Below are 13368 nucleotides of genomic sequence, written 5' to 3'. Positions count from 1 at the left end.
CGGGACCCGAGCCGAAAAACCTAACGGTTGGAGGTGTGTGAAGGTGCGCGATGCAATCCCGCTGGGGCGGGTCGCCGGGTTTCCGGTGAGTGTCCATTGGAGCGTTCTGGTCATCCTGTGGCTGTTCACGTGGAGCCTGGCGACCACGCTCCCCGGCGTCGTCAAGGGGTACGCCCCGGGGGCCTATTGGCTGGCCGGGGCGTGCGGCGCGCTGGTGCTGCTGGCGTCGCTGCTGGCCCACGAGCTCGCGCACGCCGTCGTCGCCCGGCGCTCGGGTGTGGCCGTGAAGGACGTGACGCTGTGGTTGTTCGGCGGGGTGACCACGCTCGGCGGCGAGGCCAAGACCCCCAAATCGGCCTTCCGGATCGCGATCGCGGGTCCGGCCACCAGCCTCGCCCTGGCGGCGGCGTTCGCGGGACTGGTCGCGGCGCTGCACGCCGTGCGGGCCGCCCCGATCGCGGTGGGCGTCGCGTCCTGGCTCAGCGTCATCAATTTGGTGCTGGGGCTGTTCAACCTGTTGCCCGGCGCGCCGCTGGACGGCGGGCGGGTACTTCGCGCCATCCTGTGGCGCCGGCACGGCGACAGCGTGCGCGCCAGCATCGGCGCCGCGCACGCCGGTCGGGTGGTCGCGTTCGTCCTGATCGGCCTGGGGCTGGCCGAGTTCGTGGCGGGCGGGGGGATCGGAGGGGGCTGGCTGGCGTTCATCGGCTGGTTCATCTTCGCCGCCAGTCGCGAGGAGGAGCACCGGATCACCAGCCGGCAGGTCTTCGCCGGGGTGCGGGTCGCCGACGCGATGACCGCCGGGCCGCACACCGCCCCCGGGTGGATCAGCGCCGAGGACTTCATCCAGCGTTTCGTGCTCGGCCACCGCCACTCCGCGTACCCGGTCACCGATCCGGACGGATCGATCGTCGGTCTGGTCACGCTGGCCCAGCTCCGTGACGTCGCGGCCGCCCGGCGCGCCACCACCCGCGTCGCCGACATCGCCCTGCCGCTGAGTGCGGTGCCGACCGCGGCGCCACAGGAGCCGCTCACCGCGCTGCTGGAGCGGATGTCGGCGGCCGGCCCGCGCAGCCGCGCCCTGGTGTTCGAGGGCGCCCGGGTGGTCGGCATCGTCACGCCCACCGACCTGGCCCGGCTCGTCGATGTCTACCGGCTCGCCCACCCCGGCCCTCTGCACGGACCGGACGAGGCGAGTTATTCCAATGCCGGGTAGCGGCGCGCGGCCGAGCGCTCGGTGCTCGTCGTCCGTTAGTCCTACTAACAGGGGACGTTTGGCTCTTCTGCGCTGGTCGCGGCGCGGGTCAAGATCGTCGGGTGCGTGCGCGGACGTCCCGGATATGGGAATCGATCGGCCTGCTGGCCAAGCGTGACGGCAGCTACCTGTCCCCGAAGCACGCGTGCCTGGCGTGCGTGGAGGCCGTCGGCGTGACCGGCGCGGGCCTGATGGTGTCCGAGGGCACCGACGCGCTGCAGCCGGTGTACGTCACGGACTCGCGGGTCGGCGAGGTGGAGAACCTGCAAGCGACCCTGGGCCAGGGCCCGGGCAGCGACGCGCTGCAGTCGGGCCGGCCGATCCTGGTCGGGGACCTGACCGCGCCGATGAGCATGAGCCGATGGCCGATGTTCGCCTCCGAGGCGGGCCGGTTCGGCGTGTCCGGGATGTACAGCCTTCCCCTGGCGCTGGGCGCCATCCAGGTGGGCGTCCTCGACCTTTTCAACGCCGCTCCCGGGCACCTCGACCAGGACCAGCTGATGGACGCCCTGATCTACGCCGACACGGCCCTGCTGCTGACGCTCGACGCGCGCAGCGGGATCGCCACGGCGCCCGACGTCGAGCACGCCAACAGCCTGGGCCCGGTGCTGTGGCACGCCAAGGTGCATCAGGCGGCCGAGATGGTGTCACTGCAACTGGGCGTCTCGCCGCTGGAAGCGTTGGCGCGGCTGCGCGCGCACGCGCACGCCAAGGACCTGTTGCTGAGCGACGTCGCGCGCCAAGTGGTGGAGGGGCGGCTGGAGTTGGACACCGGGCCGGCGCAAGGCGGGGCGTCGACCGCGACCGACAGCGGCGCCTGACTCGTCAGGCCGGCGCGTCGCGGGCCACGATGACCGGCACCCGCGCCATCTGGGCCACCGTTTCGCTGACCGAGCCGACCAGCATCCCGGCGAATCCGCCGCGGCCGCGGCTGCCGACCACCACCAGCTGCGCTTGCCCGGATTGCGCGACGAGCTGTCGCGCCGGCTGCGCCTGCACGACGACGCGGCTGACCGCGACGTCGGGATATTGTTCCTGCCACCCCGCCAACCGCTCGGCCAGGACCTGCTCGGCCACGGTTTGTGTTGCGGGCCAATCGGTGTCGGGGACGTCGTCGCCGGCCCCCTCGGGCCGGTCCGAGGCGTCCAGGTCGCTCCACGAGTGCAGGGCGACCAGCCCGACGCGTCGCCGCGAGGCCTCGTCGAAGGCGATCCCGGTTGCCGTCTCCGACGCCGGGGAACCGTCGACGCCGACCAGCACCGGCGCCTGACTCGCCGGCGGCGCCGGGTCGGGCTCGTGGATGACCGCGACCGGGCAGTGCGCGTGCCGCAGCAGCCCCGAGCTGACCGAACCGAGCAGCCTGCCGGGCCAGCGGCCGCTGCCCTGCGCCCCCGTGACCACCATCTCCGCGTCCTTGGACAGGTCGATCAACGTGGCCGCCGCCGCTGCCGGGACGACCTCGGTGTGCACCCCGGCCGGACCGCCGTGCGCGGACCCCCGCTCGACGAGCTTGACCGCCTCGTCGACCAGCCGCCGCCCGTGGTCGTGCTGCCAGCGCAGGACGCCGGCGGGCACCGGCGTCCGCAGCCAGCTGGAGACTTCGGGGGAGATGGCGTGGACGATCGTCAGCGGGAGCTGGCGCAATTCGGCCTCCCGCGCCGCCCACCGCACCGCCTCCCGGGCCGCCGGCGAGTCGTCGACGCCGACGACGATTCCCGAAGCTGCATGCTGCGATGACATGTTGTGTCCCTTGCTGATCGAGTGGACGGGCCGGTTCAGGCATGACGCTATTGGGCTCGGCCCCGTCGCGTCAGAGCCGTTTGTCACAGTCGGGATCGGCAGGAGTCCGTTGTCGGACGGCTTTTTACAAGGTCCCCTGGGTAAAGTCGGGGGTCGACCCTTACGACGACCATTGAGGAGCGTGAGCGCCGCGTGAAGACCCAGGCCGCGTCGAGCCGGCACCCCGCCGGTCGCCGCCGCGAGGTGCTGAAGGTTCTGCGCGCGTCGGCCGATCCGTTGAGCATCATCGCGATCGCCGACGTGCTCGGCGTGCATCCCAATACCGTCCGATTCCACCTCGACAGCCTGGTGGGCGACGGCCTGGTCGAGCAGTTCGAGCAGAGCCGCAAGGGGCCGGGCCAACACGCCGGAAGGCGCCCTGCGGCCGCCGCCGGGGCAGCCGCCCACCGTCGACCACACCATCGACCACCTGGTCGACGTCCTCGACGAGCTGGGGTTCGCCGCGCAGCGCCGGGAGGCCGGCGGCGAATACCAGATCGGGCTGCGGCACTGCCCGTTCCTGGAGGTCGCCGAACACCGCACCAGCGTCATCTGCCCGGTGCACCTCGGGATCATCCGGGGAGCCGTCGAGGCCTGGGGTGCGCCGGTCACCGTCGAACGGCTCGAACCGTTCGCCGAACCGGACCTGTGCCTGGTGCACCTGAAGCCGCGAGGAGGGGCGGCGTGAGCACCGGACCGGCGGTCGGCGTCGCGGTCATTTTCGTCTGGCTCGGCATGGTGCTGGCCATCTCGTTCCTGGAAGCCCCGCTCAAATTCCGCGCGCCCGATGTGACGCTGCAGATCGGGCTCGGCATCGGGCGCCTGGTCTTTCGCGCGCTGAACACCGTCGAGGCCTGCTTCGCGATCGTCGTCGTGGCCGTCGTGGTGGCCGCCCGGACGCCGGTGTGGACCACCGTGGCGTGCTCGATCGCCGTTGCGGCACTGGCCATTCAGTTGATCGCGGTGCGCCCCGCCCTGACGCGACGCTCGGACGCGGTGCTCGCCGGACATGCCGGCCCCCGCTCACACGCCCATTACTTCTACGTCGGCCTGGAGGCGATCAAGGCGATCGCGCTGTTGGTGGCCGGCACGGTGCTGCTGACCGGAAGGAGCTGAGCACATGGAGTCGATCTCGCTGACGGAGCTCGCCGCGCGGGCGCTGGCCGAGGCCGGCCAGTCGCACAGCGGGCGCGCCGCGCACACCATCCACGGGGGTCACACCCATCAGCTCCGGCAGACCGTGCTGGCCCTGCTCGCCGGTCACGACCTGTCCGAGCACGACAGCCCGGGGGAGGCCACCCTGCAGGTGCTGCAGGGGAGTGTCCGGCTGACGACCGGCGACGAGGCGTGGGACGGCCGGGCCGGCGACTACGTCGTGATCCCCGCGCAGCGCCACGCCCTGCACGCGGTCGAGGACTCGGTGGTCATGCTCACCGTGTTCAAAACCATTCCCGCGGCCTAGCGTTCGGTGCTGTCGACGCCCTGGTCGAGTGGGTGATACGCGCCGAGCCCGTGCTGCTAGACGACGCGCTGGCGCCCGTCGCGTCGAGACATAAATGAGCGCGAGTCCGGTCGGCGTGTCCTCGCAAAGGTTTATGTGTCGCCCGCCGGGGCCGGCGCGCGGGGTCGGGTCGACCCGTCACACCCCGCGCAGGTAGCGGCGGGCGATCACCCGCTGGGCCAGCGCCACCACCGGCCGGGCCGCCTTGCTCCACCACGTCGCGGGCCGGGAGAACGCAGACACCTCGGCGAACACCGCGTCGGTGGCCGGGTCGTGGCGCACCACGAAGCGCTCCTCCCCGGATTCGGGGTGTCCGGGCAGCGTGCCGTAGCCGAACCCGCGGATGTCGGGTTCGTCGATGACGTAGACGACCCGGCACGGCGCGGGCAGGAAACCCATCCGCACCTGCACCACGGTGTCGACGGCGGCGACGTCGGAGCTGGCCCGCACCCGCAGCCCCGCGCCGCGCTGCATGCCCCAGCGCATGACGGCGTCGGCGGCCCGCTCGAAACGCTCTCTGCCCCGGCCGATTTCCCGCTCCACGTGCAAATGCCCGTATCCGGCCGGCAGCTGCCCGGAGGCGGTCGCCCCGACCTCCGGATACGTCAGCGGCAGCTCCTCGAGCCTCTCCAGGTCCACGTGCCCAGCGTACGGTCTATAGGTGTGACCACTGAAACTGTTGCCCAAGCATCCGGAACGTTCACCATCGGCGGCGACCTGACCGTGAACCGCCTCGGCTACGGCGCCATGCGCCTCACCGGGAAGGGCGTGTGGGGCCCGCCCGCCGACCGCGACGAGTGCGTGCGCGTGCTGCGGCGCGCCGCCGAACTCGGCGTGAACTTCATCGACACCGCCGACTCGTATGGCCCCTACTTCTCCGAGGAGATCATCCGCGAGGCCCTGCACCCCTATGACGGGCTGGTGATCGCGACGAAGGCGGGGCTGCTGCGCACAGGGCCGGACGTCTGGATCCCCCTGGGCAACCCGAGCTACCTGCGCCAGGAGTGCGAGCTGAGCCTGCGCCGGCTCGGCGTGGACACCATCGACCTGTTCCAGCTGCATCGCATTGACAAGAATTTCCCGCTGGCCGATCAGGTCGGGGAGCTGGTCGCGCTCAAGGGCGAGGGAAAGATCCGCCACATCGGGCTGTCGGAGATCGACGTCGACCAGCTCACCGAGGCCCAGCGGATCACCGAGATCGTGTCGGTGCAGAACATGTACAACCTGGCCGCCCGCGGCGCCGAGAAGTTGCTGGACGCCGCGACCCGCCAGGGCATCGGCTTCATCCCGTGGTTCCCGCTGGCCGCCGGGCCGCTGGCCGCGCCCGACGGCCCGCTGCAGCGCATCGCCGCCGACCACGACGCGACGCCGTCCCAGCTGGCCCTGGCCTGGCTGCTGAAGCGGTCCCCGGTGATGCTGCCCATCCCGGGCACGTCCAGCGTGGCGCACCTGGAGGAGAACGTCGCGGCCGCGCAGATCACCCTGAGCGACGAGGAGTTCGAGGCCCTGTCGACCGCCGGAGGTCAGAAGACGGTCTGACCTGGATACGGTGTCCGGGTGACCCGCGAACAGGCCAGCCACCCGGGCGGCGGATTCAACCCTCCCGAACCGACCACCAAGGGCGGACCCGACTACGGCCGGTTCATCGACGCGGTGCGCAAGATGCAGGACCACGCCCGCGCGGTCGACGCGCCCGACGAGGTGATCACCGAGGCCGCCGACCTGCTGGAGAAGGTGTCGGCACTGCTGACGCCGTTCGACGCCGACGAGTGGGAATCCCCGTCGGGGCGCCGGATGGATCTGCCCATGCGCGGCAACATACTGACGGTGCCGATGAAGGCACGGAAGACCGACGACGGGCGGGTCGAGGGCTGGGCCCGGTTCGGCCGGTATCACCTTGGCCGCAACGGCGCCGTGCACGGCGGCTGCCTGGGCATGCTGTTCGACACGGTGCTCGGGCTGGCGGCGGTACTCCTCACCGGGAGCCGTCGCCAACGCACGGCCTACCTCAAGATCGACTACCGCCAGATCGTGCCGATCGAAAGGGAGTTGCGGTTCGACGCGGGCGTGGACCGGGTGGAGGGGCGCAAGATCTTCGTGTCGGGGCGGCTGACCGACGGTGACACCCTGCTGACCGAGGCCGACGCGCTTTTTGTTCGGCTCAAGCCCGGCCAGCCCTGACGAGTCCACCGCTGGGCCACTTCGGTCCCACCGGCCTCATCGGTATCCGCGCCGGGCGGCACTGTTTTTGCCCGCCTTCGAGCGACAACTCGCGACCGACCACGAACCTCGATCGCAAAAGTCGCTATGAGGCGGCAGAACGAACGATCCTTCCGTGCCGGAGGCCAGTGGGGCTGCTGGGGTTCGCCGGTGGTGACGCCCGTCGGCGCACCGGCCCGCACACGCTCATCCGTCGCGGGTCCGCCCCGATAGCATGGTCGGGTTCGTTCGCACATGACCAAACCCTGGAGACGCACCCGATGAGCGCCCCCGCACGCCCCGCCCCGATCCGGGTGCCCGCCGGCACCCCCGACGCGATCGTCGTGGTGCGCGACGCCGAGGGCAAGCTGCGCGACCTGAGCTGGGTGCCCGACGCGGACACCGAGGTCGTCCCGGTGGCGGCCAACACCGACGAGGGCCGCAGCGTCATCCGGCATTCGACCGCCCACGTGCTGGCCCAGGCCGTGCAGGACCTGTTCCCCCAGGCCAAGTTGGGCATCGGGCCGCCGATCACCGACGGCTTCTACTACGACTTCGACGTGCCCGAGCCGTTCACGCCCGAGGATCTGGACAAGCTCGAAAAGCGGATGCGCCAGATCGTCAAGGACGGCCAGCTGTTCGACCGCCGGGTCTACGAATCCAAGGACCGGGCGCGCGAGGAGCTGGCGAACGAGCCCTACAAGCTCGAGCTCGTCGACGACAAGTCGGGCGACCCCGACGTGATGGAGGTCGGCGGTGACGAGTTGACCGCCTACGACAACCTGAATCCCCGCACCCGCGAACGGGTTTGGGGCGACCTGTGCCGGGGTCCGCACATCCCCACCACCAAGCACATCCCGGCGTTCAAGCTGACGAGAAGCTCCGCGGCCTACTGGCGCGGCGACCAGCAGAACGCCAGCCTGCAACGCATCTACGGCACGGCGTGGGAATCGCAGGAGGCCCTCGACCGGCACCTCGAGCTGATCGAAGAGGCCCAGCGCCGCGACCACCGCAAGCTCGGTGTCGAGCTGGACCTGTTCAGCTTCCCCGACGAAATCGGTTCCGGCCTGGCGGTTTTCCACCCCAGGGGCGGCATCGTGCGCTCCGAGCTGGAGGACTACTCGCGGCGCAAGCATGCCGAGGCCGGCTACCAGTTCGTCAACACCCCGCACATCACCAAGGAGCAGCTGTACGTCACCTCGGGCCACCTCGAGTGGTACGCCGAGGGCATGTTCCCGCCGATGCACATCGACGCGGAGTACAACCCGGACGGCACGGTTCGCAAGCCGGGGCAGGACTACTACCTCAAGCCGATGAACTGCCCGATGCACCACCTGATCTACCGGTCCCGTGGCCGCTCCTACCGCGAACTCCCGTTGCGGCTCTTCGAGTTCGGCAGCGTGTACCGGTATGAGAAGTCGGGCGTTGTGCACGGGCTGACCCGGGTGCGCGGCATGACGCAGGACGATGCGCACATCTACTGCGCTCCCGAGCAGATGCGCGACGAGCTCGCCTCGCTGCTGCGGTTCGTGCTCGACCTGCTGGCCGACTACGGTCTTGACGACTTCTACCTGGAGCTGTCCACGAAGGATCCCGATAAGTACGTGGGCTCCGACGAGGCGTGGGAGGAAGCGACCGAGGTGTTGCGCGAGGTCGCCGAGAGTTCCGGTCTGCAGCTGGTTCCCGATCCGGGCGGCGCGGCGTTCTACGGCCCCAAGATCTCGGTGCAGGTCAAGGACGCGCTGGGGCGCAGTTGGCAGATGTCGACCATTCAGCTCGACTTCAACATGCCGGAGCGGTTCGACCTGGAGTACACGGCCGCCGACGGCTCGCGGCGGCGGCCGGTGCTGATCCACCGGGCGCTGTTCGGGTCGATCGAGCGGTTCTTCGGCATCCTGACCGAGCACTACGCGGGCGCCTTCCCGGCGTGGCTCGCCCCGGTCCAGGTGGTCGGCATCCCGGTCGCCGACGAGCATGTCGCATATCTGGAAGAGATTGCGGCGCAGCTGAAATCGCACGGGGTTCGGGTGGAGGTGGACACCAGCGACGACCGGATGGCGAAGAAGATCGTCCACCACACCGCCCAGCGGGTGCCGTTCATGCTGCTGGCCGGCGACCGCGACGTGCAGGCGGGGGCGGTCAGCTTCCGCTTCGGGGACCGCTCGCAGCTCAACGGGGTGCCCCGCGACGCCGCCGTCGACGCCGTCGTCAAGTGGATCGAAGACCGTGAAAACGCGGTTCCCACAGCCGAACTCGTGAAGGTAGCGGGGCAGTGAGCGAGCAGGATCGCACCGAGGAGACCATCCTCGACACCGGCGTCGGGCAACGCGATCACCTACAGCGGCTGTGGACGCCCTACCGGATGACGTACCTGGCCGAATCGCCGATGAAGCGCGAAAACGCCGAACCGGCCGAGCCGTTCACCGATATCCCGCGCATGTCGGACGAGGAGGGGCTGGTGGTCGCCCGCGGCGAGCTGGTCTACGCGGTGCTCAACCTCTACCCGTACAACCCTGGGCACCTGATGGTGGTGCCTTATCGGCGGATCTCCGAGCTCGAGGACCTGACCGAGGCCGAAAGCGCCGAGCTGATGGCCTTCATCCAGAAGGCGATCCGGGTGATCAAGGCGGTGTCGCGCCCGCACGGCTTCAACGTCGGCCTGAACTTGGGCACCTCCGCGGGCGGCTCACTGGCCGAGCACCTGCACGTGCACGTCGTGCCCCGCTGGGGCGGTGACGCCAACTTCATCACCATCATCGGCGGCTCGAAGGTGATCCCGCAGCTGCTGCGCGAGACCCGCCTGCTGCTGGCCACCGAGTGGGCGAACCAGTCATGAGCGTGAACCTCTCATGAGCAAGATGCCGTTCCTGTCCCGGGCGGCATTCGCGCGGGTCACCACCCCGACCGCGCGGGCCTGCCTGCGCGTCGGGCTGACCCCCGACGCCGTGACCATCCTGGGGACCACCGGATCGGTGGCGGGGGCGCTGACGCTGTTCCCGATGGGCAGGCTCTTCCTGGGCGGCTGCGTGGTGTCGTTCTTCGTGCTGTTCGACATGCTCGACGGCGCGATGGCCCGGGAGCGCGGCGGCGGCACCCGCTTCGGCGCGGTGCTGGACGCGACGTGCGACCGCGTCAGCGACGGGGCGGTGTTCTGCGGGCTGGCGTGGTGGATCGCCTTCGGCATGCACGACAAGCCGCTGGTGGCGGCGACCCTGATCTGCCTGGTGACCTCGCAGGTGATCTCCTACATCAAGGCCAGGGCCGAGGCCAGCGGGCTGCGCGGTGACGGCGGCATCATCGAGCGACCGGAACGGCTGATCATCGTGCTGGTCGGCGCCGGGGTGTCGGACTTTCCGTTCGTCGCCTGGCCGCCCGCGCTGCCGGTCGCGATGTGGCTGCTGGCGGTGGCCAGCGTCGTCACCTGCGCGCAGCGGTTGCACACCGTGCGCACGTCCCCCGGTGCGACGGGGCCCATGCCGTGATCACCACCCGCCCGGCCCTGAGTGCGATCACCGCCCCCCGGCGGGTGTTGACGCGGACGGCGACCGACTGGACCTACGCGGCAGGCTGGATGGGTGTGCGCGCGATGCCCGAAATCGCCGCGCGGACGGTGTTCTCCACCGGGGCGCGCTACGCGGCGCGCCGGGGCGGGCCGCAGCAGTTGCGCAAGAACCTGGCCCGCGTCATCGGCGTGCGGCCGGCCGAGGTGCCCGACGCGCTGATGCGGGCCTCGCTGGAGTCCTATGCCCGCTACTGGCGGGAGGCGTTCCGGCTGCCCACGATGGACCTCGGCGCGCTGGCCCGCCAAATCGACGAGACGTTCCAGGGCAGCGACAACCTGGACGCGGCGCTGGCGAAGGGCCGCGGGGCGGTGTGCGCCCTGCCGCACAGCGGGAACTGGGACATGGCCGGGGTGTGGCTGGCCCAGACCCGGGGCACCTTCACCACCGTCGCCGAGCGCCTCGAGCCCGAGTCGCTCTACCGGCGTTTCATCGCCTACCGGGAAGGCCTCGGCTTCGAGGTGCTGCCGCTGTCCGGCGGCGAACGCCCGCCGTTCGACGTGCTGTGCGACCGGCTGCGCGCCAACCGGGTGGTCTGCCTGATGGCCGAGCGCGACCTCACCCGGAGCGGCGTCGAGGTCGATTTCTTCGGCGAGCCGACGCGGATGCCGGCCGGGCCGGCCAAGCTCGCGATCGAGACCGGGGCGGCGCTGCTGCCGTCGCATTGCTGGTTCGAGGACGACGGCTGGCGAGTGTGGATACAGCCGCCGCTGGACTGCAGCAGCGGCGACGTGCAGACCATCACCCAGGCGCTGGCCGACCGGTTCGCCGAGAACATCGCCGCCCACCCCGAGGACTGGCACATGCTGCAGCCGCAGTGGCTGGCCGACCTGTCCGACGCGCGGCAGGCCCGCTTGAGGGAAGCCTGATGCGGATCGGGATGGTCTGTCCCTACTCGTTCGACGTGCCGGGCGGGGTGCAGTCGCACGTGCTGCAACTGGCCGCGGTGATGCGCGCCCGGGGCCACCAGGTGAGCGTGCTGGCGCCGTCGTCGCCGCACGCCGCGCTGCCCGACTACGTCGTGTCCGCGGGCAAGGCCGTGCCCATCCCCTACAACGGGTCGGTGGCCCGGCTGCGCTTCGGGCCGGCCACGCACCGCAAGGTCAAAAAGTGGCTCGCGGAGGGCGATTTCGACGTGCTGCACCTGCACGAACCGAACGCCCCCAGCCTGTCGATGCTGGCCCTGAACATCGCCGAGGGCCCCATCGTGGCGACCTTTCACACGTCGACCACCAAATCGCTGACACTGACGGTCTTCCAGAGCATCCTGCGGCCGATGCACGAGAAGATCGTCGGCCGGATCGCGGTGTCCGACCTGGCCCGGCGCTGGCAGATGGAGGCCCTGGGGACCGACGCGGTGGAGATTCCCAACGGCGTGGACGTCGCGTCGTTCGCCTCGGCCCCGCGGCTGGACGGGTATCCCCGGCCCGGCAGGACCGTGCTGTTCCTGGGCCGCTACGACGAGCCCCGCAAGGGCATGTCGGTCCTGCTCGACGCCCTGCCCGGCGTGGTCGAGATGTACCCCGAGGTCGAACTGTTGATCGTCGGCCGCGGCGACGAGGACGAACTGCGCGAGCAGGCGGGCGGATTGGCGGAGCACCTGCACTTCCTGGGCCAGATCGACGACGCCGCCAAGGCGTCGGCGATGCGCAGCGCCGACGTCTACTGCGCGCCCAACACCGGGGGCGAGAGCTTTGGCATCGTCCTCGTCGAGGCGATGGCGGCGGGGACCGCGGTGGTGGCCAGCGACCTGGACGCGTTCCGGCGCGTCCTGCTCGACGGCAAGGCCGGGCGCCTGGTGCCGGTCGGTGACGGCGCCGCGCTGGCCGCAGCGCTCGTCGAGGTCCTGGCGAACGATGCGCTGCGCCAGCGCTACGTGGCGGCCGGCTCGCAAGCCGTGCAGCGCTACGACTGGTCGGTGGTGGCCAGCCAGATCATGCGGGTCTACGAGACGGTCGCCTTGGCCGGTGCCAAGGTTCAGGTGGCCAGCTGATGACGTGGTGGATCGTCGCCGTCGTGCTGCTCGTCGCCGTGCTCGCGGCGGCGGGCGCCTGGGCCTACCGGACCGCCAACCGGCTGGACCGGCTGCACGTCCGCTACGACCTCTCCTGGCAGGCGCTCGACGGCGCGCTGGCGCGCCGCGCGGTGGTGGCGCGCGCGGTCGCGATCGACGCCTACGGCGGGGCCCCCGGGGGCCGGCGGCTGGCGGCGCTGGCCGACGCGGCGGAGCACGCGCCTCGGCCGGCGCGGGAGTCCTGCGAGAACGAGCTGTCGGCCGCGCTGGCGATGGTCGATCCGGCGTCGCTGCCGGCGGGTCTCATCGCCGAACTCGCCGACGCCGAAGCCCGCGTGCTGCTGGCTCGCCGCTTCCACAACGACGCCGTGCGCGACACCCTCGCCCTGGCCGAGCGCCGCCTGGTGCGGCTGTTCCGCCTGGGCGGAACGGCCGCGCTGCCAAGCTATTTCGAGATCGCCGAGCGCCCCCACGCGCTGGCGCACGGCGGTCACGGGGTGCCCACCCACCGCACGTCGGCGCGGGTGGTGCTGCTCGATGAGGCGGGAGCGGTGCTGCTGCTGTCGGGGTCGGACCCGGCCGCCGGCCACGGCGACGCGCCGAGGTGGTGGTTCACCGTCGGTGGGGAGGTGCTCCCCGGCGAGCGGTTGGCCGAGGCGGCCGCGCGCGAGCTTGTCGAGGAGACCGGCCTGCGGGTCGCGGCGGCCGACATGGTCGGACCGGTCTGGCGACGCGACGAGGTGTTCGAGTTCAACGGCTCGCTCATCGACAGCGAGGAGTTCTTTTTCGTCTACCGCACCCGGCGGTTCGAACCGACCGCGCTGGGCCGCACCGAGCTGGAGCGGCGCTACATCCACGGCCACCGCTGGTGTGATGCTGATGACATCGCCGGGCTCGTCGCGGCCGGGCAGACCGTCTATCCCCGGCAGCTGTCCGAACTGCTCAGCGACGCCGCCGAGCTGGCCGGTGGCCGGGCCACCGGCCAGCTGCAGTCCATCCGCTGACTGCGCAGTTAAGTGCTGGCCGGACGGCCTCACTAGACTGGATCGACACCACGTGA

14 protein-coding genes and 1 pseudogene are annotated in these 13368 nt (G+C 71.0%); 13 read left to right on the top strand and 2 right to left on the bottom strand.

Annotated features, from left to right (window positions below; all coding sequences use genetic code 11):
- The first annotated feature begins 43 nt into the window (after positions 1 to 43).
- Both BN971_RS18010 and BN971_RS18005 read left to right on the top strand, forming a co-directional pair.
- On the top strand, positions 44 to 1216 hold the full coding sequence (locus BN971_RS18010; RefSeq protein WP_090350481.1) for a site-2 protease family protein: 1173 nt from the start codon (positions 44 to 46) through the stop codon (positions 1214 to 1216).
- A 101-nt stretch (positions 1217 to 1317) separates the two neighbouring features.
- Positions 1318 to 2076: a GAF and ANTAR domain-containing protein gene (locus tag BN971_RS18005; RefSeq protein ID WP_085181194.1), complete on the top strand. Its 759-nt coding sequence runs from the start codon at positions 1318 to 1320 to the stop codon at positions 2074 to 2076.
- 4 nt (positions 2077 to 2080) lie between these two features.
- Here the strand turns inward: BN971_RS18005 and BN971_RS18000 are convergent, their stop codons facing one another.
- Entirely contained in the window at positions 2081 to 2995 is a 915-nt protein-coding gene (locus tag BN971_RS18000; RefSeq protein ID WP_085181193.1) for a universal stress protein, read from the bottom strand.
- Between the two features lie 171 nt (positions 2996 to 3166).
- Here BN971_RS18000 and BN971_RS17995 point away from each other — a divergent pair.
- The 3 genes and pseudogenes from BN971_RS17995 to BN971_RS17985 all read left to right on the top strand — a co-directional run bounded on the left by BN971_RS17995 (position 3167) and on the right by BN971_RS17985 (position 4496).
- Positions 3167 to 3722 (top strand): annotated as a pseudogene (locus BN971_RS17995) (helix-turn-helix transcriptional regulator).
- Positions 3719 to 4150 (top strand): hypothetical protein, encoded by a 432-nt coding sequence (locus tag BN971_RS17990; protein WP_085181191.1) that lies wholly within the window; start codon positions 3719 to 3721, stop codon positions 4148 to 4150. The pseudogene BN971_RS17995 and the gene BN971_RS17990 overlap by 4 nt, the downstream one beginning before the upstream one ends.
- 4 nt (positions 4151 to 4154) lie before the next feature.
- Complete coding sequence (locus tag BN971_RS17985) at positions 4155 to 4496, top strand: cupin domain-containing protein (protein ID WP_085181190.1); 342 nt, start codon at positions 4155 to 4157, stop codon at positions 4494 to 4496.
- Between the two features lie 177 nt (positions 4497 to 4673).
- Here BN971_RS17985 and BN971_RS17980 read toward each other — a convergent pair whose 3' ends face one another.
- On the bottom strand, positions 4674 to 5174 hold the full coding sequence (locus BN971_RS17980; protein WP_085181355.1) for a DUF1990 domain-containing protein: 501 nt from the start codon (positions 5172 to 5174) through the stop codon (positions 4674 to 4676).
- Positions 5175 to 5198: 24 nt separating this feature from the next.
- Between BN971_RS17980 and BN971_RS17975 the strand changes: the two genes are divergently transcribed.
- From BN971_RS17975 to BN971_RS17940, 8 genes are all read left to right on the top strand, one after another.
- Positions 5199 to 6074 (top strand): aldo/keto reductase, encoded by an 876-nt coding sequence (locus tag BN971_RS17975; protein ID WP_245836762.1) that lies wholly within the window; start codon positions 5199 to 5201, stop codon positions 6072 to 6074.
- 18 nt (positions 6075 to 6092) lie between these two features.
- Positions 6093 to 6716, top strand: a complete 624-nt coding sequence (locus tag BN971_RS17970) for a PaaI family thioesterase (RefSeq protein WP_085181189.1) — start codon at positions 6093 to 6095, stop codon at positions 6714 to 6716.
- 299 nt (positions 6717 to 7015) lie between these two features.
- Positions 7016 to 9010, top strand: coding sequence for a threonine--tRNA ligase (gene thrS, locus BN971_RS17965; RefSeq protein WP_090350413.1), 1995 nt, complete (start codon positions 7016 to 7018; stop codon positions 9008 to 9010).
- On the top strand, positions 9007 to 9570 hold the full coding sequence (locus BN971_RS17960) for an ATP adenylyltransferase (RefSeq protein ID WP_085181187.1): 564 nt from the start codon (positions 9007 to 9009) through the stop codon (positions 9568 to 9570). Before thrS ends, BN971_RS17960 begins: the two co-directional genes overlap by 4 nt.
- 13 nt (positions 9571 to 9583) lie before the next feature.
- Positions 9584 to 10216: a phosphatidylinositol phosphate synthase gene (gene pgsA, locus BN971_RS17955; protein WP_085181186.1), complete on the top strand. Its 633-nt coding sequence runs from the start codon at positions 9584 to 9586 to the stop codon at positions 10214 to 10216.
- Entirely contained in the window at positions 10213 to 11163 is a 951-nt protein-coding gene (locus BN971_RS17950) for a phosphatidylinositol mannoside acyltransferase (RefSeq protein WP_085181185.1), read from the top strand. The genes pgsA and BN971_RS17950 overlap by 4 nt, the downstream gene beginning before the upstream one ends.
- Positions 11163 to 12287 carry a glycosyltransferase family 4 protein gene (locus BN971_RS17945; protein WP_085181184.1) on the top strand — a complete coding sequence of 375 codons (1125 nt, stop codon included), beginning with the start codon at positions 11163 to 11165 and terminating at the stop codon, positions 12285 to 12287. The genes BN971_RS17950 and BN971_RS17945 overlap by 1 nt, the downstream gene beginning before the upstream one ends.
- Entirely contained in the window at positions 12287 to 13312 is a 1026-nt protein-coding gene (locus BN971_RS17940) for an NUDIX hydrolase (RefSeq protein WP_085181183.1), read from the top strand. Before BN971_RS17945 ends, BN971_RS17940 begins: the two co-directional genes overlap by 1 nt.
- The last annotated feature ends 56 nt before the right edge of the window (positions 13313 to 13368 follow it).

Origin of the sequence: Mycobacterium bohemicum DSM 44277 (genome assembly GCF_001053185.1) — a bacterium.
Taxonomy (GTDB): domain Bacteria; phylum Actinomycetota; class Actinomycetes; order Mycobacteriales; family Mycobacteriaceae; genus Mycobacterium; species Mycobacterium bohemicum.
The sequence above is the reverse complement of the archived record's forward strand: the minus strand, read 5'-3'. Positions and strand labels throughout refer to the sequence as shown.

What these genes read in the sequence shown, in the direction of transcription:
- BN971_RS18000 (WP_085181193.1), bottom strand. Translation starts at nt 2,995, where the DNA reads ATGTCATCGCAGCATGCAGCTTCGGGAATCGTCGTCGGCGTCGACGAC.
- BN971_RS17985 (WP_085181190.1), top strand. Translation starts at nt 4,155, where the DNA reads ATGGAGTCGATCTCGCTGACGGAGCTCGCCGCGCGGGCGCTGGCCGAG.
- thrS (WP_090350413.1), top strand. Translation starts at nt 7,016, where the DNA reads ATGAGCGCCCCCGCACGCCCCGCCCCGATCCGGGTGCCCGCCGGCACC.
- pgsA (WP_085181186.1), top strand. Translation starts at nt 9,584, where the DNA reads ATGAGCAAGATGCCGTTCCTGTCCCGGGCGGCATTCGCGCGGGTCACC.
- BN971_RS17945 (WP_085181184.1), top strand. Translation starts at nt 11,163, where the DNA reads ATGCGGATCGGGATGGTCTGTCCCTACTCGTTCGACGTGCCGGGCGGG.
- BN971_RS17940 (WP_085181183.1), top strand. Translation starts at nt 12,287, where the DNA reads ATGACGTGGTGGATCGTCGCCGTCGTGCTGCTCGTCGCCGTGCTCGCG.